This window comes from Tessaracoccus oleiagri (assembly GCF_900103275.1).
In the GTDB taxonomy this organism is placed as follows: Bacteria; Actinomycetota; Actinomycetes; order Propionibacteriales; family Propionibacteriaceae; genus Arachnia; species Arachnia oleiagri.
The window spans coordinates 506,954-527,313 of the sequence record NZ_FNGP01000002.1 but is presented as its reverse complement, the minus strand read 5'-3'; the positions used below and the strand labels follow the sequence as shown (position 1 = coordinate 527,313).

Genomic DNA, 20,360 nt, shown 5'->3' with positions numbered 1-20,360 from the left:
CCGTGACCGATCTCGCTCCAGTGGCTGCCGTCGTCGTACTCGCCGCAGGCGGGGGGACCAGGATGAAGTCGAAGAAATCCAAGGTCCTGCACGAGGTGGCCGGCAAGTCGATGCTGAGCTTCGCGGTCTCGGCCGCGGCGGCGCTCGACCCGGAGCACCTCGTCGTGGTGGTCGGCCACCAGCGCGACCAGGTCCTCGACCACCTGGAGAAGCTCGACCGCACGGTCACCACCGCGGTCCAGGAGGAGCAGCGCGGCACCGGGCACGCGGTCCAGTGCGGGCTCGAGGGGCTGGAGAACATCGAGGGCGACGTGGTCGTCACCTACGCCGACGTCCCGATGCTCACCGGCGACACCCTCCGCCAGCTCGTCGCCGTCCACCGATCCAACTCGCACTCCGTCACGGTCATGACCGCCAACGTGGAGGACCCGACCGGCTACGGCCGCATCCTGCGCGACGGCGACCGGGTGCGCGGCATCGTCGAGCACAAGGACGCGTCCGAGGAGCAGCGCACGATCCGGGAGATCAACTCCGGCATCTACGTGTTCGACGCGGCCACCCTCCGCGCCGGCCTGGCGCAGCTCGACACCGACAACGCGCAGGGGGAGCTCTACCTCACCGACGTCCTCACCCACGCCAATGGCAACGGGCAGAAGGTGGGCGCCCACATCATCGACGACGTGTGGCAGACCGAGGGCGTCAACGACCGGGTCCAGCTGGCCCGCATGAACGCGGAGATGAACCGACGCATCCTCGACGCCTGGATGATGAAGGGCGTGACGATGATCGACCCCACCTCCACCTGGGTGGACGTCGACGTCGACCTCGCGCCCGACGTGGTGCTGCACCCCGGCACCATCCTGCAGGGCGCCACCACCATCGGCGAGGGCGCGGAGATCGGCCCGTCCACCACGCTGATGGACGTTGAGGTCGGCCCGTTCGCCAAGGTCCTGCGCACGCACGGCTCGTTCGCGGTCATCGGGGAGGGCGCCAACGTCGGCCCCTTCAGCTACCTGCGTCCCGGCACCGAGCTCGGTGCCGACGGCAAGATCGGCGCCTTCGTGGAGACGAAGAACGCCGTGATCGCCCCCACCGCCAAGGTTCCCCACCTGTCCTACGTCGGCGACGCCGTGATCGACGAGGGCGCCAACATCGGCGCCGGCACGATCTTCGCCAACTACGACGGCGAGAAGAAGTCCACCAGTCACGTCGGCAAGGATGCCTTCGTCGGTTCCAACTCGGTGCTCGTGTCCCCCGTGGACATCGGACCCGGCGGCTTCGTCGCCGCCGGCTCCACGGTCACCGAGGACGTCCCCGCGGGCGGCCTGGCCGTCGCGCGGGGCCGTCAGCACAATTCGGAGGGCTGGATCGCCGACCGGCGACCCGGCTCGAAATGGGACCTGGCCGCCCGCGAACACGACGGCTCGATCCATCCGAAGGTCGCCGAATCGCGAGAGAAGTGAGGACTCATCCCAATGGCTGACGCAACCGCATCCAACGAGAAGCACCTGATGCTCTTCTCCGGGCGTGCCTACCCGGAGCTGGCGCAGGAGGTCGCGGAACTGATGGGCCAGGAGCTGGTCCCGACGCGTGCCGTCACGTACGCGAACTCCGAGATCTACGTGCGCTTCCAGGAGTCCGTGCGGGGCAGCGACGCGTTCGTCATCCAGTCGCACGCCGCGCCCGTGAACGAGTGGCTCATGGAGCAACTGATCATGGTCGACGCCCTGAAGCGCGCCTCCGCCAAGCGCATCACCGTGGTGGCGCCGTCGTACCCGTACGGCCGCCAGGACAAGAAGCACCTCGGCCGCGAACCCATCTCGGCTCGGCTCGTCGCCGACCTGTTCAAGGCCGCCGGCGCCGACCGCATCATGTCCGTCGACCTGCACGCCGCGCAGATCCAGGGCTTCTTCGACGGCCCTGTCGACCACCTCTGGGGCCTGCCCGTGCTGGCCGACTACGTGAAGCAGAAGTACGACACCAACGACATCACGGTCGTCTCGCCCGACGCCGGCCGCGTGCGCCTCGCGGACATGTGGACGGACAAGCTCGGGGCCCCGCTGGCGATCATCCACAAGCGCCGCGACCCGAACCTCGCCAACACGGTCGCCGTGCACGAGGTGGTCGGCGAGGTGGAGGGCAAGACCTGTCTCCTCGTCGACGACATGATCGACACCGCCGGCACCATGACCCAGGCCGCGCAGGCGCTGAAGGAGCGCGGCGCCAAGCGGGTCATCGCCGCGGCCACCCATCCGATCTTCTCCGGCCCGGCGGCGCACCGCCTGAACAACTCCGGCATGGAGGAGATCATCGTCACCAACACCCTCCCGCTGAAGACGGCCGAGCCGATCCACAACCTCACCGTCCTCTCCATCGCCCCGCTGCTGGCGCAGGCGATCAAGGAGGTCTTCCACGACGGGTCGGTCACCTCCCTCTTCGACGGCCAGGCCTAGTGCGAGGAGCAACTGCCGACGCGGTTGCGCACGCTTCCCGGCCCGCGCGGCTGGCGATGGTCTTCGCCGGCGGGGCGATCGGCACCGGGGTCCGCCACGGGCTGGCGCTCGCCTGGCTCGACGGGCCGCTGGCGACCCTGCTGGTCAACCTGACCGGCGCGTTCGCGCTCGGCTGGTTGCTCGGCGCCATCGGCCGCCACGCGGATCCGAGGGCGACCCACCGTCGCCTCTTCCTCGGCACAGGGCTGCTCGGCGCCTACACCACGTACTCGGCGTTCGTGGTCGCGCTCGCCGGTCCCGGTGCAGGTGCGCTCGACTGGGCGACGGCGCTCGCGTCGCTGCCGCTGGGCGTGATGCTCGCGGGGGCCGGGCTCCGGTTGGGGCACCCCGATGCTTGACTTCCTGCTGGTGGTGGCCGCCGGGGGAGTGGGGGCGATGGCCCGCTACGAACTCGACGCCCTGCTCTCGCAGCACTCGACGAGGTTTCCCGTCGGCATCTTCCTGGTCAACGTCCTCGGCAGCTTCGTGCTCGGGCTCGTGGTCGGTCTCCACGCGGCCGGCGACCTGCCGGCGCGATGGCTGACGGTTGTGGGCGTGGGGCTCTGCGGTGGGTTCACGACCTTCTCCACGGCGGCCGTCGACGCCGCCCGTCTGGCGAGGGCCAGACGGTGGGTGGCCTTCGCCTGGCAGTGGCTGGGCATGTTCGTCGCCTGCGTGGCCTTCGGCCTAGTCGGATACGGGTTGGGCGCGCTCTAGGCGAATCCGTGACCCCCGGGTTCGGGCCCCGATAGACTCCTTGGATTGTGAGCTCATACTGGAGGTTGCTGCGCACCAAGGGGGTCGCGCGCATCATGTCGTCGCAGATCCTGGCCCGCTTCCCCAGCGGGATGATCGTGCTCGGCCTCCTGATCCACATCGAGGCGATCTTCGACTCCTACGGCGCCGCGGGCCTCGTCCTCGCCGCCACGTCGATGGGCCAGGCGATCGCCGGCCCCATCACGAGCCGCATGATGGGTCGCCTCGGCGCCCGCCCCATCCTCATCACGACGACGTTGGTGTGCGCCGCGTCGCTGGTCGCCATCGCCCTCATCGACATGCCGCTGATCGGCTACGTCCTCGTCGGCCTCCTCGGCGGCCTGAGCTACCCGCCGGTCCAGCCCGCCGTGCGCACCATGTATCCCAAGCTCGTGGAGCCCGCGCGCCTGCCGCGGCTGTTCTCGCTGGATGCGTCGGCGCAGGAGATCATCTGGGTGATGGGCCCGCTGGTGATCACGGTGGTGTCGCTGCAGGTCTCGCCGGTCGTCGGGCTGCTCCTGTGCGCCACGCTGCTGGTGTTCGGCGGTGTGTGGTTCATCGGCTCACCCGAGTTGGGCGAGGTGCGGTTCGCGCCCAGCACCGGCCGTTTTGGCGCGGTGCTGAAGCGCGGCCCGGTGATGCTCGCCACCGCCTCCGGCTTCCTGCTCGTCGGCAGCACCGCCGCGATTGAGGCGGCGATCGTCCGTCGCTTCGGGGAGGGCGGCGTCGAGGCCGGCGTGATCCTCGGGGTCATGTCGCTGGCCTCGCTGGTGGCCGGTTTCGCGTTCGGGCACCGGCAGGTGGGCCGCTACACCCTCTCGATGTGGATGTCGACGCTCGTGGTCGGCGGGGTGCTCGCCCTGCTGGTCGACGGCTTCTGGGGCACGCTGCTCGCCATCGCAGTGGCCGGCCTCGGCATCGCCCCGGCGCTCGCGGTGATGTTCTCGCTCGTCGCCTCGACGATCAAATTCTCCGAGTCCGCCGAGGCCTACGGCTGGGCCAACACCGGCCAGCTCGTCGGCGCCGCGCTGGGCTCGGCCACGGCGGGCTTCCTAATCGACGAGATGGGCTCCAACGGCGGCTTCATGACGGCCGTGCTGTTCGGCGTCGCCGGGGTCCTCGTGCCGGCGCTCGGCTCCCGCTATCGCGAGGTCCGCCGGCACCGGAGCACGGCGATGAGCCGCTGACCGACCTTCCGGCGTAGGCCGCTCAGCCCTTCGCGACCTGCTTGCGGTAGGCCTCGGCCTCCCAGTTCTCGATGAAGCTGCGCTCCCGGTCATCCAGCGCCCGGACCCTGCCCAGCGCGCTCGCCGCCCTGCCCACGGTGAGCGCGTCGACGTAGACCTCCAGGGCCGTTGTCGCCTGCTTCTCGTCCGAGCCGACCGCGGCGACGCCGAGCCCCGGGACCACTGCGACGATCGGATCCTTCCCGTGCTCGTTGCGGTACGCCTGCACCGCCGTCGCGGCGTCCTCGGCCGGCTGCAGCACCAGGGGGAAGGAGCCGGCGTAGACGATCTGGTCGGGGATCAGCGGCCCCTCCTGCACGAAGCGTGCGCCCGCCTCCGTCAGGGGGAACCCGACCGCGACCCCGCCGTCGTCCATGGCGACCGACTCCGCGCCCACCGCTACCCGGAAGACCTCCGCGATCGCCGGCAGCACTGCCCCCGCCTCGGCGACGGCCTCCTGGACCCGTCGCAGGACACGAAGGCTCTCGTCCCGGATCCGGTCCGGGTCGTCGCCGGAGACGATGAGGCCGTGGTTCATCAGGAAGGTGACCGACGGGGCGGGGCGTCCCGTCCGGGCCGTGTGGGCGGCGCGCCGGGCGGCGATCTCGCGGGCGAGCGGGAGCCCGGGGTCCACGTAGGGCACCCAGAGGACGTCGTCGCCGAAGAGCCGCCGGGTGATGGCCTCGCCGTCGGCATTGCAGGTGACGGCGTTGATCAGCAGCGGATGCGTGTGGAGGACGTAGGTGTCGCCGATCAGGGCGTGGAACAGGATCTCCACCGACGGGCGGCGGGGGCCGTCGTCGAGGCGCGCGAGCGTCGCGAGGTGGTTGACCGGGTCGCCCAGTTCCGGGTCCGGCGCGGCGAGCGCGTCGGTCAGGACGTCCATCGCGAGCGGGACCAGGTCGTCGGCGGTCAGCGTCGCCATGGACACGCCGCTGGGCTTGATCCAGAGGACGCCGTCCTTCTTCGCCGACGAGTTGCCGCCGCCCGCGCGGGTGAAGGCGGGGTTGGCGCCGAACTCGTTGGAGAGCGCGACGATCGCCTCCAACTCCGTCGTGGGACGGTCGAGGGCGGGGGAGTGGTGGCGGAGGTCGGTGGACATCGACACGATCCTTCGGAGGTCGGAGAGCGAACCGTGGACCAGGCCCACCGCACGGGCGGCGACGAGCGAGTTGCCGATCGCGGTGGCCTCCACGGGCCCCGCGACGACCGGCAGCCGGGTGACGTCGGCGGTGAGCTGGTTGAGAAGTGAGTTGGCCGAGCCGCCACCGACGATGACGACGCGGCGCGGCCGCCGCCCGGTGAGGGCGGCCAGTTCGTCGATGGTGTCTCGGTAGGCGATTGCGAGGGACTCGAGGACGGCGCGGGTGAAGAAGGCCGGGTCGTCGAGCCGCTCGTCGCCGCCCGCCAGGGCCTTGACCCGCGACGGCATGTCACCGGGGGCGATCAGCGACGGGTGGGTCGCGTCGAACGTCGGTACGCCTGTGATCTCGCGGGCGCGTGCGACGAGGTCCGGGACCGCGGCACGGAGACCCGCCGCCTCCCATCCGCGGACAGCCTCGGAGAGGATCCAGAGGCCCATGACGTTCTTGAGGTACCGGGTGGTGCCGTCGACTCCGCCCTCGTTGGTGAAGTTCGCGAGCCGTGACGCCTCGTCGAGGAGGGGCGAGTCGAGCTCCATGCCGACGAGCGACCACGTCCCCGAGGAGATGAAGACGTCGTCCTCGGCCAGGGGCGCGCCGACGACGGCCGACGCGGTGTCGTGCGAGCCGACGGCGACCAGTGGGATCCCGGCCGCCGGGCCCGTGGTGATCGGGCCGACCACCGTGCCCGGCTCGACGACCTCCGGGAGGATCCGGCGCGGCAGCCCGATGCGGTCGACGAGATCCCAGTCCCACTGCCCGGTGCGGGGGTCCAGGAGCCCGGTGGTGGAGGCGTTGGTGCGTTCGGCGACGACCCGGCCCGTGAGCCAGTAGCCGAGCAGGTCCGGGAGCAGCAGGAGGTGTTCCGCGCCGGACAGGCGCCCGGTGAGCAGGTCGTGGCCGAGCTGGTTGATCGTGTTGATCGGCAGGTCCTGGAGCCCGGTCCTGGCGTACAGCTCCGCGTGGCCGATCTGTTTCTCGATCGCCGCGCGCCCGGCGGCGGTGCGCTCGTCGCGGTAGTTGTACGGCAGGTCGAGCAACCTCCCGCCGGCGAGCAGTCCGTAGTCCACCGCCCACGAGTCGATCCCGACGGCCGCCACGTCGCCGTCGGCCGCGGCCATGGCCATGCCGATGCCCGTCTGGACCTCGGCGAAGAGCGCCTCGACGTCGAGCCGGAGCCCGTCGTCGCTGCGACGGGCCGCCGTCGGGAACCGGTGCACCTCGGTGAGCGAGAGCCGGTCGCCGACCGTCGTGAGGACGACCCGGCCGCTGGTGGCGCCGAGGTCGACGGCGATGACCGAGGGCACGGGTCAGGCTCCCCAGCTCGACTGGGCGCCGCCGACGCGCTCCTCCGCGATCCTTGCGAGATACCCGCTGTCGGCGAACGCGCGCATGGGGTCGGCAGGGAGCCCGCGACTCTCGCGCCACTCGGCGAGGGCGGGGCGCACGTCGGTGTAGAAGGCGTCCATGAACACCGCGTTCGCGCCGAGGACGTCGCCCGCCTGCTGGGCAGCCTCGAGCGCGTCGACGTCGACCAGCAGGGTGCGTGCGGTCATCTCCTGCACGTTGAGGACGGAGCGGATCTGGCCGGGGATCTTGTCCTCGATGTTGTGGCACTGGTCGAGCATGAACACGACGCCGCTGGCCTCGTCGAAGCCTCCGCCGCGTCGGACCTCCCAGAGGATGCGGAACAACTGGAACGGGTCCGCGGCCCCGACGATCAGGTCGTCGTCGGCGTAGAAGCGGGAGTTGAAGTCGAAGGAGCCGAGCTTCCCCAGCCGGAGCAGCTGCGCGACGATGAACTCGATGTTCGTGCCCGGTGCGTGGTGGCCGGTGTCGAGGCAGACGACGGCGCGGTCGCCGAGCGCGGTCACCTGCGCGTACGAGGTGCCCCAGTCCGGCACGTCGGTGTGGTAGAACGACGGCTCGAAGAACTTGTACTCGAGGACGAGGCGCTGGTGCTCCCCGATGTGGCCGTAGATCTCCGACAGCGATTCGGCCAGCCAGTCCTGCCGGCGACGCAGGTCGCCCTGGCCGGGGTAGTTGGTGCCGTCGGCGAGCCAGATCTTGAGGTCCTGCGACCCCGTCTGGTTCATCACGTCAATGCACTCGAGGTGGTGCTCGATGGCGCGACGCCGCACGCCGGCGTCGTGGTGGGCGAAGCTGCCGAGCTTGTACTCCTCGTCCTGGAAGGTGTTGGAGTTGATGGTGCCGATTCCCACCCCGAGCTCTGCGGCGTACTCGACGAGGCCCTTCCAGTCGTCGACCTTGTCCCAGGGATAGTGCAGCGACACCTTGGGCGCGAGCCCGGTGTGGGCATGCACCTGGGCGGCGTCCGCGAGCTTTTCGCGCACGTTGCGCGGCGTCCCGGGGGTGCCGAATACGCGGAAGCGGGTACCGGAGTTGCCGTAGGCCCAGGACGGGACCTCGATCTCCTGCTGCGCCAATTGGGCGCTGATCTTCTCGTTGAACATGGCGTCTCCTCAGCAGTGATGAATCGTTTCAATCATCGGTCGCAGCGGATCTCTGAAACGATTCAAGTTACCGGCCCAGCGTACGGATGCCAGGGGTCGGGGTCAATGGGTGGGGCCGTTTAGTGCTGGGGCGCCTGGTCCGACGGCAGCCCTAAGGTGGAGCGTCGCGCGACGAGTTCAGGCTGCAATTGGACCCGCCGATGGACATGCGACTCGCCCTCCGTCACTTCGTGGTCGAGGAGTTCGATCGCGCGGCGCCCCATCTCGGCACTCGGCTGGCGGATGGACGAGAGCGGCACGATGGCGTCCTTGCAGAACTCGATGTCGTCGTAGCCGATCAGGGCGATGTCTTCCGGGACGCGGATGGAGTGCGTGACGGCGAGGGCCTGTAGGGCGCCGATTGCCAGCAGGTCGTTCATCGCGAAGATGGCATCCGGCAACGTCGCCCTCGAGGCGATCTCCGAGGCGATCTCCCGGCCCGCAACGATGCTCATCTCGGCGGGGGCGAGGTACTCGACCGTCACTCCTTCGCGCTCATCGGCGGCGTGGCGCGCGCCCGCGAGCCGTCGTTCGACCTGCCGGAAGTGCTCCGGCCCGCCGAGCACGGTGATGTTCTGGCGCCCCAGGGCGATGAGATGCCGCACGGCCAGGTAGCCGCCGTGGAAGTCATCAGCACCGACCGCGCAGAAGCCGTCGTCAGATGCCTCCGCGTCGACGAGGACGACGGGGGTGCCACGCCCGGCGACGGCGTTTTCGGTGCGTAGGTCGGACGAGACCGGCGTGACGAGGATCCCACGCACCCGCTGCTGCTCGAACTGGGACAGGTAGAACTGTTCCTTCGCGTGCCAACGCCGGGAGTTGGCGATGAACAGCCCGAGACCACGCTCCTCTGCGGCCTCTTCCGCTTCGATCGCTATCGTGCCGTAGAAGGGATTCTGCGTGTCAACGACGAGGAGTCCGACGGTGCGGCTGATACCGGCCTTCAGTTGGCGGGCCGCGTCGTTGGGAACGTACCCGAGCGCCTTGATGGCCTCCTCGACCCTCTCCCGGTTGGCGGACGAAACGAGGTGGGGCCGGTTCAAGACGTTGGAAACCGTGCCGACGGAGACGCCGGCGGCCCGTGCGACGTCCTTGACGCTGACGCCCGCGTCCCTTCTCGACAAAGTTCCACCGCCTCTCCGTGCCAGGACCGAGTGTAAGGCCCCGGCCTGCTGCCCGGGCCCAACGATTCGGCACTTCCCCGGAGCGTGGGTTAGAGTTGCCCAGTTGCCTGGCGAGGGACTTCAAGGTCCGTGATCGACGAGCTCCTCAGCCGGCGTGAGCATGTCCGCCAATCTATGAAGGAGCCAACCATGGCCGACGTCAACATCACCGCCACCAAGCGCACCGAGTTCGGCAAGGGTGCGTCGCGTCGCGCCCGCCGCGAGGGCCTGACCCCCGCGGTCCTCTACGGCCACGGCGCCGAGCCCCAGCACCTGCTGCTCCCCGCCAAGGACCTGTTCCTGGCGCTGCGCCACGCCAACGCGCTGTTCGAGATCGCCGTCGAGGGCGAGAAGAAGCCGGTCCTCGCACTGCCGAAGCAGGTCCAGCGTCACGCGATCCTGCCCGAGGTCGAGCACGTCGACTTCCTCCTCGTCCGCGCCGGCGAGAAGGTCTCCGTCGAAGTCCCGTTGACCCAGGTCGGCGAGGCCGAGCGCGGCACCATCGTCAACACCGAGCTCGTCTCCCTGCCGGTGCTGGCCCCCGCGACGGACATCCCCGCCGAGCTCGAGGTGTCCATCGAGGGCCTCCAGGTGGGCGACAACGTCTACGTCTCCGACGTCAAGCTGCCGCAGGGCGTCGAGGCCGACATCGATGCCGAGGCCATCGTCCTCAGCATCCTCGCGCCGGCCGTCGAGGCTCCGGCCGAGGGCGAAGAGGCGGCCGAGGGCGAAGCCGCCGAGGGCGCTGAAGAGGAGTGAGTGATCGCCTCGTGCTGGTGGTCGGGCTCGGAAATCCGGGCCTGACCTACGAGGCGACCCGACACAACGTCGGACACTGGGCCGTAGCGGACCTCGCGGACCGCTACGGCTCCTCCTTCTCCCTGAACTCGCGCATGAAGGCGGAGGTCGCGACGATCAATCGCCCCGAGGCGAAGTACGTCCTCGCGAAGCCCACCACCTTCATGAACAACTCGGGGGAGGCGGTCGGTGCCCTGGCGCGCTTCCACAAGGTCGGCCCAGCCGACATCATCGTCGTCCACGACGAGCTGGACCTCGACCCGTCGCGGCTCCGGCTGAAGCTGGGGGGCGGCGACAACGGCCACAACGGGTTGAAGTCGATCCGCGCCCACCTCGGCACCGGTGACTTCTACCGCGTCCGCGTCGGCATCGGCCGGGCGCCGGGCCGGATGCCGTCGGCCGACTGGGTGCTAGCCAAACTGCGCCCCAAGGAGCTCGACGAGTTGCGCGTCGACGCGGCGGTCGCGGCCGACGCCGTGGAGTACCTCGTCCAGCACGGGCTGGCCGACGCGCAGAATCGCTTCAACTCCTGAGCGCCGCGTACCATGGGGGCGAGAACGAGGAGTGGCCTGATGAGTGACCAGCCGCAGCCGCAGCCGTACCTGGAGCCCGAGCGCCGGCCGGACCCCGAAGCGACCTACAGCCCCAAGCCGTACCTGCCGCCGCCGCCGCCCGTCGCGCAGCCGTACCAGCCGTACGGCCCGCCGCCGTACCAGCAGGACCAGCGGTTCCTCGCCCCGCCCCAGCCGTACTACGTCCAGTACCCGGCTCGGCCGCCGTACAAGACCAACAGCGTGTGGGCGCACGTCGGCCTCTTCCTCTTCACCGGCGGCATCGGCAACGTCATCTACGCGCTCTGGGTCTACGACCAGAACAAGCGCAACGGCTACTGAGCCGACGTTTGCCCCCTCAACCTAGGATGTGCTGGTGAACTTTCCCGGCTTGTTCGCTGCGCTCGCAGCAGACCCGGCGCTCAACTACACCCTCGACGACGTCCGCCTGCCGGGCGTGACGACGCTGGACCTCACCGCCGTCGGCTCCTTCTTCCCGGTGCTCACCGCCGCCATCGCCCAGCAGGGCCGCACGGTGCTCGCCGTCACCTCCACCTACCGCGAGGCGGAGCAGCTGACCGCCGAACTGGGCACCTGGCTCGGCGAGGACGAGGTCGTGTACTTCCCGGCATGGGAGACGCTGCCGCACGAACGCCTGTCGCCGCGCGCGGACACCGTCGGTCGTCGTCTGGCGGCGCTGCGTCGCATCGCCGGCGACCAGCCGCCGATGGTGGTCGTCGCGCCGGTCCGTTCGGTCCTCCAACCGCAGGTCAAGGGCCTGTCCGAGATGCGGCCCGTCACGATCACCGCGGGGGAGACCTATGAGCTCTCCGAGCTGCTGGACGACCTCGTGGGCGCCGCCTACAACCGCGTCGACATGGTGGAGCGCCGCGGCGAGTTCGCCGTCCGCGGCGGCATCGTCGACGTGTTCCCGCCCACCGAGGAGCACCCGCTCCGCATCGACTTCTTCGGCGACGACATCGAGGAGATCCGCTACTTCACCGTCGCCGACCAGCGCTCCACCGGCGACACGACCGACACCATCACCGCCCCGCCCTGCCGTGAGCTGCTCCTCACCGACGACGTGCGCGCCCGCGCGAAGGCCCTCGCCGCCCAGCACCCCGAACTCGGCGACATGCTGGGCCGCATCGCCGAGGGCCACGCCGTCGAGGGCATGGAGGCGCTCATCCCCGTGCTGGTGGACGGGCTCGAGCTCCTCGTCGACGTGCTGCCGGCGGACTCGCTCGTGCTCGGCATGTCGCCGGAGCTGATCCGCACCCGCGCCGCGGAGCTGGTGGCGACGAGCCGTGAGTTCCTCGAGGCCAGCTGGGCCGCTGCGGCCGGGGGCGGCAAGTCCCCGATCGACCTCGACGCCTCGGCCTACTGGGAGCTCGGCGACGTGAGGGAGCACGCGCTCGGACGTGGGCTGCGCTGGTGGTCGCTCTCGCCGTTCTCCGCGGACCAGTCGGACGAGTACACCGCCGACGGGGCCCACGCCCGCACGCTCGGGGTCGGCACCGTCGACAGCTTCCGCGGCGACTCCGATGCCGCCGTCGACCACATCCGCTCGCGGGTCGAGGGGGGTTGGGCGGTCGTCCTGCAGGTGGAGGGCCACGGCCTGGCGCAGCGCCTCGTCGAACTCTCTCGGGAAGCCGGGCTCGAGGCCGCGCTCACCGACCTCGCCGAGCCACCGAAGCCCGGCACGGTGAGCGTCACCACTGGAGCCGCCCGCGCCGGGTGGCGGGCCGACGAGCCGAAGATCGAGTTCATCACCGCCGCCGAGCTCACCGGCCAGACCGTCGCGGACAAGTCCGAGCGGAAGCTGCCCGCCCGTCGCAAGAACCGGATCGAGCCGCTCGAGCTGAAGCAGGGCGACCTCATCGTCCACGAGCAGCACGGCGTCGGACGCTTCGTCGAGTCGGCCCAGCGCGAGGTGCACGGGGCGGCCCGCGACTACCTCGTCATCGAGTACGCGGCGAGCAAGCGCGGCCAGCCGGGGGACCGGCTGTTCGTGCCGATGGACCAGCTCGACCAGCTGAGCCGCTACGTCGGCGCCGAATCGCCCGCGCTCGACCGCATGGGCGGCGCCGACTGGAACAAGCGCAAGGCCAAGGCGCGCAAGGCCGTCCGCGAGATCTCCGAGGAGCTCATCAAGCTCTACGCCGCCCGCCAGGCCACCAAGGGGCACGCGTTCGCGCCCGACAACGAGTGGCAGCGCGAGCTCGAGGACGCGTTCAACTACGTCGAGACCCCCGACCAGCTCTCCGCGATCGAGGAGGTCAAGGAGGACATGGAGAACGTCGTCCCGATGGACCGGCTCATCTGCGGCGACGTCGGCTACGGCAAGACTGAGATCGCCGTCCGGGCGGCGTTCAAGGCAGTGCAGGACGGGAAGCAGGTGGCGGTGCTCGTGCCGACGACATTGCTCGTCAACCAGCACTACCAGACGTTCGCAGGCCGCTTCGCCGGCTTCCCGGTGAAGGTGGCGGAACTGTCGCGTTTCCAGACCGACGCCCAGGCGAAGAAGGTCCTCGACGAGCTCGCCAAGGGCAAGATCGACGTGGTCATCGGCACCCACCGCCTGCTGAGCAAGGAGGTCACCTTCAAGGACCTCGGCCTCGTGATCATCGACGAGGAGCAGCGGTTCGGCGTCGAGCACAAGGAGCGGCTCAAGTCGATGCGCATCAACGTCGACGTGCTGAGCATGTCGGCCACCCCCATCCCGCGCACCCTGGAGACCGCGATCACCGGCATCCGCGAGATGTCTGTCATCGCCACCCCGCCGGAGGAGCGGCACCCCGTGCTCACGTTCGCCGGCCCCTACGACGACGCCCAGGTCCGCGCCGCGATCCGCCGCGAGCTGGCGCGCGAGGGCCAGGTGTTCTTCGTCCACAACCGGGTCGGCACCATCGAGAAGACCGCCGCCCACCTGCGCGAGCTGGTGCCCGAGGCGCGCATCGTCACCGCCCACGGGCAGATGAACGAGAAGCGGCTCGAGCAGGTGATCCTCGACTTCTGGGAGCGCCGCGCCGACGTGCTCGTCTCCACCACCATCGTCGAGGCCGGCCTCAACATCCAGTCCGCGAACACCCTCATCATCGACCGCGCCGACAACCTCGGCCTGTCGCAGATGCACCAGCTCCGGGGCCGCGTCGGCCGTTCCCGGGAGCGCGGCTACGCCTACTTCCTGTACCCGCCGGACAAGCCGCTGTCGGAGGCCTCGCACGAGCGCCTCGCGACGATGGCCGCCAACACCGACCTCGGGTCCGGCATGTCCATCGCGATGCGCGACCTCGAGTTGCGCGGCGCCGGCAACCTGCTCGGCGAGGACCAGTCGGGCCACATCGAGGGCGTGGGCTTCGACCTCTACCTCCGCATGGTCGGCGAGGCGGTCTCCGCGTTCAAGGGGGAGACGGTGGAGGCCGAGCCGCAGATGCGGATCGAGATCCCCGTCGACGCGAACCTGCCGCAGGACTACATCTCCTCCGAACGGCTCCGCCTCGAGATGTACAAGCAGATCGCCGAGATCCGCACCGACTCCGACATCGCCGCGGTCCGCGCCGAGCTGGAGGATCGCTACGGCGACCTCCCCGAGCAGGTGGAGGCGCTGCTCGGGGTGGCCGCCCTGCGCAACCTCGCCCGCAAACACGGCATCGAGGAGATCGTGCCGCAGGGCAAGGTGGTGCGCTTCGCGCCCGTGACGCTGCTGGACTCCAAGCAGCTGCGGCTGCAGCGGCTCTACCCGGGGTCGCGGATCAAGGACGGCCAGATCCTCGTCCCCAAGCCGGGCGACGACCAGGACCCCCTGATCTGGGCCACGAACCTGGTGCAGCAGCTCTTCGCCTGACCGTCGCCGCTCCCTGAGGAGGGCGCGGAGCGCCCGTCTCGAAGCCCCGTCCCCGCTCCCTGAGGAGGGCGCGGAGCGCCCGTCTCGAAGGGCGGCGCCGTCCCCCGTGGCTGAGGAGCGGCAGCTTCTCGAAGCCCCCGCCGAGGGAGTCGCCAATCGAGGTCACCTGCGTTGGGTGCGATTCACCTGCCTACGTAGGCGGGGAAATCGCACCGGAGGCAGGTGGCCCCAACCGGCGCAGGTAAACCGACGAGTAAAGGCAGGCTCCTGCGTGGAAGGTCCGACCATTGAGTATGGTGTGGCTGGTAGGGCCAATTGGCCGGTTCATCGTCGAACGGAGCTCCCATGTCAGTCACCACCTCCCGAGCGCTCCTTCCCGCCGGCAACCTGGCTGCGGTGGACGCGCTCCGCGCCGCTCTGGGCAGCGATGCGGTCAGCACCCGTGAGCTGGACCGGATGGCGTTGGCGGTCGACGCGTCGCATTACCTGCGCACGCCGGACGCGATCATGCGGGCCCGCTCCGCGGCCGATGTGGGCACGGCCATGGCGGTCGCCGCGCAGATGGGGTGGCCGATCACGCTCCGCGGCGGGGGATCGAGCCTGTCGGGGCAGGCCATGTCGCTCGGCCTCACCGTCGACGTGCGCCGCCACTTCCGCGGCATGGAGGTGCTCGACGACGGCGCCCGCGTCCGCGTCCAGCCGGGCCTGACCGTGCGCGAGGTCAACTCCGCACTCGCCCGCTACGGCACGAAGCTCGGCCCGGACCCGGCGTCGGAGATCGCTTGCACGATCGGCGGCATGATCGCCAACAACTCCTCGGGCATGACCTGCGGCACCGAGAAGAACACCTACAAGACCATCGAATCCATGACGGTCGTCCTGCCGAGCGGCACCGTCATCGACACGGGCGCGCCCGACGCCGACGCACTCCTGCGCGCGAAGGAGCCGGACCTGGTCGAGGTGCTGGAGCGGCTGCGCGACGAGCTGCGTCACGACCGGTTCCGCGCCGACATCCAACGCCGCTACGCCATCAAGAACACGATGGGCTACGGCATCAACTCGTTCATCGACCACGACACCCCCGCGAAGATCCTCGAGCACCTGATGGTGGGCTCCGAGGGGACGCTGGGCTTCGTCGCCGAGGCGGTTTTCCGCACGGTGCCGGTCCCCGCCCGGACCGCGACTGGACTGCTGCTGTTCGACTCGCTCGAGGCCGCCACCGACGCCCTGCCGCGGCTGGTCTACTCGGGCGCCGACGTGGTGGAACTCATCGACGCCGCCTCCATCCGGGCCATGGGCGACGACGCCTCCAGCGTCCTTCCGGCGGGCTTCAAGGTGGACCGGCACGCGTCGCTGCTGGTGGAGTACCAGGCCGCCGACGATGACGCCATCGCCGAGCGGATCGCGACGGGTCACGACACCTTCGCCGACCTCGCGGGGCTTGCCGACGCCCCCGAGCTCACGCAGGAGGCGGCACGTCGCGCCCAGATGTGGGTGATGCGCAAGGGTCTCTACACGAAGGTCGCCTGGAACCGGCCCAAGGGCACCGCCGCGCTGCTCGAGGACGTCGCCGTGCCCATGGAGTCCCTGGGCGGGGTCTGCTCCGAGCTGCAGGTGCTGTTCGACCAGCACAACTACGCCGACGCCGTCATCTTCGGCCACGCGAAGGACGGCAACATCCACTTCCTCGTCACCGAGGACTTCGCCGGCCCGGCGTCGCTGAAGCGCTACGAGGACTTCACCGAGGACCTCGTCGACCTCATCCTCGACCGCGACGGCACCCTCAAAGCGGAGCACGGCACGGGGCGCATCATGGCGCCGTTCGTCCAGCGCCAGTACGGCGACGAGCTGTACGAGGCGATGTGGGCGGTGAAGCGGGCGTGCGACCCCGACAACATCCTGAACCCCGGCGCCGTCCTCACCGACGACCCGCAGCAGCACCTGCGCGACATCAAGCCCACCGAGCCGGTGCGCGAGGTGATCGACGACTGCGTCGAGTGCGGCTACTGCGAGCCCGTGTGCCCGTCGCAGCACCTGACGACCACGCCCCGGCAGCGTATCGTCGTGCAGCGCGCGATCGCCGCCGCGGAGGCGTCGGGGGAGCACGAGCTCGCCGCCCGCCTCAAGGAGCAGGAGGTCTACGACGTCGTCCAGACCTGCGCCGTCGACGGCATGTGCCAGACCGCTTGCCCGGTGCAGATCAACACCGGCGACCTGATCCGCCAGATGCGGCACGAGGCGCAACCGGCGCTGCTCGACAAGGGCTGGAAGGTCGCGGCCAACCACTGGAGCAAGGTGCTCGGCGTGGCGGCGGTCGGGATGAACGTGGTCGACAAGGTGCCCACCCCGCTGGTCCGCGGCGTCCTCGGCGTGGCGCGGAAGGTCACCAGCGAGGACCTCGTGCCCCAGCTCTCCGACGAGCTCCCGGCCGGCGGCAGGCTCCGCAAGCCGCAGCCGGCGGCCAATCCCGACGCGATCTTCATGCCCGCCTGCGTGGGCACCATGTTCGGCTCCGACCATGCGTGCGGCACTGGCGTCGCGGGGGCGGTCCGCCAGTTGGCGCACTACGCCGGGCTGACGCTCAGCACCCCGGCCGGCGTGCAGGAGCTGTGCTGCGGCACGCCCTGGAAGTCGAAGGGGCTGCTGGAGGGCTATGACGTGATGAAGGGCAAGCTTACCGAGTGGATCGTCGAGCACAGCGACGGCGGCCGGCTGCCGCTGGTGTGCGACAACGTCTCCTGTACCGAGGGAATCAAGGTCTCGCTCAAGAACGCGGGCGTCGAGGGGATCCGCGTCTATGACGCGACGGAGTGGGTGGCGGAGTACGTCGCCCCGATGCTGCCGCCGTTGGAGCGGGCGGAGCGCGCCGCGGTGCACCCGACCTGTTCCTCGACGCGGCTCGGCAGCAACGACGCCCTCATGGTGCTCGCCGGGCTGGTGGCGGAGGAGGCGGTGATCCCGACGGGCTGGCGCTGCTGCGCGTTCGCCGGCGACCGCGGGCTGCTGCACGAGGAGCTGACGGCGACGGCCACGCGCGACGAGGCCGCTTCGGTCAACCGGATGGCCGCCGAGCCGGGCGGCGGGAGCATGCTGTACCTCTCCTGCAACCGCACTTGCGAGATGGGTCTCACCCGGGCGACGGGGCACACGTACGTGCACGTGCTCGAGGAGTTGGCGGCCCGCGTCGGGGCGTTGCTCCCGGCGACCAGGTAGGTGGGGCCCATGGCGGTGGCTGCTACTCTGGCCGACGTGAAGATCACTGCACTGAAGCCGTTGGCCGGGGTCGTCGCCGCCGGCCTGCTCCTGTCGGCATGCACCCCCTCCGGCGGCACCGCCGCCGAGGTCGCGGGGCAGCGCATTCCGGAGTCCCAGGTCGACGCCACCATCGACGGTTGCGAGTCCGTCGGGTTCCCGCTGGTGGATGGCCAGAGCACGACTCGGGCCAACGTCGCGTTCTCGCTGGCCGCGGGCGAGGTCGTCCGCCAGGCCGAGTCGTCCTTCGCCGAGGCCCTGCCCGAGCAGGCGGCCGTTGAGGAGATGCTCACCGCGTCGTTCCCCGCCGAGATCCTTGGCAACGCCGAGTGCCGGCAGTTCCTCAGCGACTCGTTCAGCTTCAACCTCGCGCTGGAGAACATGCAGCAGTCCCTGGAGCAGGACGAGTTCGCGACGCAGTTCGGCGACGTGATCGACCAGATCAACCTGAACCCGCGCTACGGCCGCATCAAGATGCAGGAGAACGGCTTCCCGCAGATCGTCTCCGGTTCGATGTCCAGCGACGCCTCGGGGCAGTGACGGACAACCAGCTGGAACGGCTGCGCCAGGTGATGGCGCAGCTCCGCGCCGACTGCCCGTGGGACGCCGAGCAGACGCACGAGTCGCTGCTCAACCACCTGATCGAGGAGGCCTGCGAGGTCGTCGACGCCGTCGAGGCCGGCACGGATGACGACCTCCGCGAGGAGCTCGGCGACGTACTGCTGCAGGTCTACTTCCACGCGCAGATCGCGACGGAGGAGGGCCGCTTCACGCTCGACGACGTCGCCGCCACGGTCTCCGACAAACTGGTCCGGCGCCACCCGCACGTCTTCGGCGACGAGCAGGTCCCGGCCGACATGTGGGCCAACTGGGAGCAGCGCAAGGCGGCCGAGAAGGGCCGCCGCTCGGCGCTCGACGGCATCGCCGAGTCGATGAGCGCGATCGCCCGGGCGCACAAGGTCGTCTCCCGCAGCCGCTCCCACGGCGTCCCCGTCGAACTGCCGTCGGAGCCGATCGACGAGGAGACTGTCGGCGAGCAAATCCTGGCCCTCGTCGCCCGCGCCCAGGCCTCCGGCATCGACGCGGACGCCGCCACCCGCAAGGCGCTCCGCCGCCTGGAGTCGACCGTCCAGGCCGCCGAGCGCTAATCCCGCCCCTCCGACAGCCACGTTGATCGAGCGAAGCCGCCGGCCCTCCCCGCCCACCCACGGTGATCGAGCGAGGGAGCGCAGCGACCGAGTCGAGATCCGCCGAAGCTGTCGCGGAGCCCCGCTGCCCGCTACATTGTGCGCGACAGGAAGGGCGCCTGCATGGGTTGGTCAACGGGGCCGTTGCGAGAACGATCGACGTGGCTCGGTGCGCTGGTCATGTTCGCCGTCGGCGCCGCACTGTCGGCGCCCTTCTTCTCCGCCATCTCGAAGCTCGGCCGCCGGACCGACCTGGCGTGGCACGCCGAACTGGTGATCGAGAGTCGCAGCCAGCCCAATCAGCTGAGCTACTCCGTCTACTACTGGCTCCTCGATACGCTCTCCGGCCGCGGCGACCTCGATGCGCTGATCGCCGTCGCGATGGTCCTCGTCTCGGTCGCCTATGGCTTGCGCGTGGCACTGACCTGGCTCGTCTTCTCCATGGTGGGCCTCGGGATGGTGGGCCGGGTCGTCGGCACGGTCGCGGCCTCGATCGCGGGTCCGATCACGGTGTCGGCGCAGGACGACATCTACCTCGGCAAGCTCTCACCGGTCATCTGGCACAACTCGACGACGATCCTCGCGGTTCCCTTCGCGCTGCTGCTCTTCGCCTCGACGTGCTGGCTCCTCACGCGCCCGCGGGTGTCGATCCGGGCGCATGTGGTCCAGCTCGCACTGGTGCTGCTGAGCGGCTGGACGAAGCCCAACTTCATCCTCGCGTTCATTCCGGCGCTGGCCGTGTGGTGCGTGATCGCAGTGGGCGCCGCGCCGGCGGGTGAGCGAGGCGCGACGTTTCGCGAACTGTGGCGCAAGGCGGCCCCGAGCGGCATCGTCGCCGCGGCCATCCTCGTCACGCAGTACGTCCTCACCTACAGCGGACCGGGACTCCAGATGCTGGGCCAATCGGTGTCGAACGTCTTCGACCCGTTCGCGGTGTGGGAACTGTGGAGCACGGCGTTCGGGGTGCGTCCGTTCGTGACGGTGCCCACCTCGCTGATCACGCCGCTTGTGCTCAGCCTGCTGGTCTGGCGCGGGAAGGGATACCGCCTGCCCCTGGTGCTGGCGTGGCTCGCCGTCGTGGTTGGGCTCCTGCAATTCACGCTGTTCGCGGAAGCGCTCGCCGATGGCACGATCCTCTTCCACGGGAACTGGATCTGGGGCGCGCAGATCTCGATGGCGATCCTGTTCTGCCTCACCCTCTCGGCGTTCATGCGCGAGTGGGAGACGTTGCCTTGGCCGAAATGGATCGGCTTCTTCCTGGCGGCCTTCCAAGTGGTGGTCGGGGTCGGCTGGATCGTGGTGCTCCTCCGGCCCTGACTGGGGCGAGGCGATTCATCGGCCGCAGCTAGGCAACAGGGGGACCTCCTCGCCGAGGTCCGCGCCCTACGGGTAGGGTGAGCACTGTCCGATTCCCATACATTTCGAAGGGACTT

General features: G+C 70.0%; 16 protein-coding genes. 13 read left to right on the top strand and 3 right to left on the bottom strand.

Features of this window, described 5'->3' with window-relative positions:
• Positions 1-2: 2 nt before the first annotated feature.
• From glmU to BLR46_RS07485, 5 genes are read left to right on the top strand one after another with little or no spacing between them, the layout of a single operon-like run.
• Entirely contained in the window at positions 3-1,463 is a 1,461-nt protein-coding gene (gene glmU, locus BLR46_RS07505; protein WP_093250545.1) for a bifunctional UDP-N-acetylglucosamine diphosphorylase/glucosamine-1-phosphate N-acetyltransferase GlmU, read from the top strand.
• A gap of 12 nt (positions 1,464-1,475) precedes the next feature.
• Positions 1,476-2,453 carry a ribose-phosphate diphosphokinase gene (locus tag BLR46_RS07500; RefSeq protein ID WP_093250542.1) on the top strand — a complete coding sequence of 326 codons (978 nt, stop codon included), beginning with the start codon at positions 1,476-1,478 and terminating at the stop codon, positions 2,451-2,453.
• Positions 2,453-2,851: a fluoride efflux transporter FluC gene (locus BLR46_RS07495; protein ID WP_218118378.1), complete on the top strand. Its 399-nt coding sequence runs from the start codon at positions 2,453-2,455 to the stop codon at positions 2,849-2,851. The genes BLR46_RS07500 and BLR46_RS07495 overlap by 1 nt, the downstream gene beginning before the upstream one ends.
• Entirely contained in the window at positions 2,844-3,209 is a 366-nt protein-coding gene (locus tag BLR46_RS07490; protein WP_093250538.1) for a fluoride efflux transporter FluC, read from the top strand. Before BLR46_RS07495 ends, BLR46_RS07490 begins: the two co-directional genes overlap by 8 nt.
• Positions 3,210-3,256: 47 nt before the next feature.
• Positions 3,257-4,435 carry an MFS transporter gene (locus BLR46_RS07485; RefSeq protein ID WP_143008242.1) on the top strand — a complete coding sequence of 393 codons (1,179 nt, stop codon included), beginning with the start codon at positions 3,257-3,259 and terminating at the stop codon, positions 4,433-4,435.
• Between the two features lie 22 nt (positions 4,436-4,457).
• Here BLR46_RS07485 and BLR46_RS07480 read toward each other — a convergent pair whose 3' ends face one another.
• The 3 genes from BLR46_RS07480 to BLR46_RS07470 all read right to left on the bottom strand — a co-directional run bounded on the left by BLR46_RS07480 (position 4,458) and on the right by BLR46_RS07470 (position 9,253).
• Positions 4,458-6,923, bottom strand: a complete 2,466-nt coding sequence (locus BLR46_RS07480) for an FGGY-family carbohydrate kinase (protein WP_093250536.1) — start codon at positions 6,921-6,923, stop codon at positions 4,458-4,460.
• 3 nt (positions 6,924-6,926) lie between these two features.
• Complete coding sequence (rhaI, locus tag BLR46_RS07475; RefSeq protein WP_093250535.1) at positions 6,927-8,090, bottom strand: L-rhamnose isomerase; 1,164 nt, start codon at positions 8,088-8,090, stop codon at positions 6,927-6,929.
• A 119-nt stretch (positions 8,091-8,209) separates the two neighbouring features.
• Positions 8,210-9,253 (bottom strand): LacI family DNA-binding transcriptional regulator, encoded by a 1,044-nt coding sequence (locus BLR46_RS07470; protein WP_093250533.1) that lies wholly within the window; start codon positions 9,251-9,253, stop codon positions 8,210-8,212.
• A 189-nt stretch (positions 9,254-9,442) separates the two neighbouring features.
• On the opposite strand from BLR46_RS07470, the gene BLR46_RS07465 reads away from it, so the two are divergent.
• From BLR46_RS07465 to BLR46_RS07430, 8 genes are all read left to right on the top strand, one after another.
• Positions 9,443-10,051 (top strand): 50S ribosomal protein L25/general stress protein Ctc, encoded by a 609-nt coding sequence (locus tag BLR46_RS07465; protein WP_093250530.1) that lies wholly within the window; start codon positions 9,443-9,445, stop codon positions 10,049-10,051.
• Positions 10,048-10,623, top strand: a complete 576-nt coding sequence (gene pth, locus BLR46_RS07460) for an aminoacyl-tRNA hydrolase (protein WP_093250528.1) — start codon at positions 10,048-10,050, stop codon at positions 10,621-10,623. Before BLR46_RS07465 ends, pth begins: the two co-directional genes overlap by 4 nt.
• Positions 10,624-10,662: 39 nt before the next feature.
• A complete protein-coding gene (locus tag BLR46_RS07455; protein ID WP_093250525.1) occupies positions 10,663-10,983 on the top strand; it encodes a DUF8108 domain-containing protein in 321 nt (106 codons plus the stop codon).
• 28 nt (positions 10,984-11,011) lie between these two features.
• Positions 11,012-14,488 (top strand): transcription-repair coupling factor, encoded by a 3,477-nt coding sequence (gene mfd, locus BLR46_RS07450; protein ID WP_245701579.1) that lies wholly within the window; start codon positions 11,012-11,014, stop codon positions 14,486-14,488.
• A 345-nt stretch (positions 14,489-14,833) separates the two neighbouring features.
• Positions 14,834-17,701, top strand: coding sequence for an FAD-binding and (Fe-S)-binding domain-containing protein (locus BLR46_RS07445; protein ID WP_093250522.1), 2,868 nt, complete (start codon positions 14,834-14,836; stop codon positions 17,699-17,701).
• 36 nt (positions 17,702-17,737) lie between these two features.
• Positions 17,738-18,280, top strand: a complete 543-nt coding sequence (locus tag BLR46_RS07440; protein ID WP_143008241.1) for a hypothetical protein — start codon at positions 17,738-17,740, stop codon at positions 18,278-18,280.
• A gap of 32 nt (positions 18,281-18,312) precedes the next feature.
• On the top strand, positions 18,313-18,888 hold the full coding sequence (locus BLR46_RS07435) for a nucleoside triphosphate pyrophosphohydrolase (RefSeq protein WP_093250815.1): 576 nt from the start codon (positions 18,313-18,315) through the stop codon (positions 18,886-18,888).
• Positions 18,889-19,050: 162 nt separating this feature from the next.
• A complete protein-coding gene (locus BLR46_RS07430) occupies positions 19,051-20,244 on the top strand; it encodes a hypothetical protein (protein WP_143008240.1) in 1,194 nt (397 codons plus the stop codon).
• Positions 20,245-20,360 lie beyond the last annotated feature (116 nt).

Bases quoted from the DNA above. Each gene is read 5' to 3' on its own strand.
- BLR46_RS07500 (WP_093250542.1), top strand. From the start codon at position 1,476: ATGGCTGACGCAACCGCATCCAACGAGAAGCACCTGATGCTCTTCTCC.
- BLR46_RS07490 (WP_093250538.1), top strand. From the start codon at position 2,844: ATGCTTGACTTCCTGCTGGTGGTGGCCGCCGGGGGAGTGGGGGCGATG.
- rhaI (WP_093250535.1), bottom strand. From the start codon at position 8,090: ATGTTCAACGAGAAGATCAGCGCCCAATTGGCGCAGCAGGAGATCGAG.
- BLR46_RS07465 (WP_093250530.1), top strand. From the start codon at position 9,443: ATGGCCGACGTCAACATCACCGCCACCAAGCGCACCGAGTTCGGCAAG.
- BLR46_RS07455 (WP_093250525.1), top strand. From the start codon at position 10,663: ATGAGTGACCAGCCGCAGCCGCAGCCGTACCTGGAGCCCGAGCGCCGG.
- BLR46_RS07445 (WP_093250522.1), top strand. From the start codon at position 14,834: ATGTCAGTCACCACCTCCCGAGCGCTCCTTCCCGCCGGCAACCTGGCT.
- BLR46_RS07435 (WP_093250815.1), top strand. From the start codon at position 18,313: ATGGCGCAGCTCCGCGCCGACTGCCCGTGGGACGCCGAGCAGACGCAC.
- BLR46_RS07430 (WP_143008240.1), top strand. From the start codon at position 19,051: ATGGGTTGGTCAACGGGGCCGTTGCGAGAACGATCGACGTGGCTCGGT.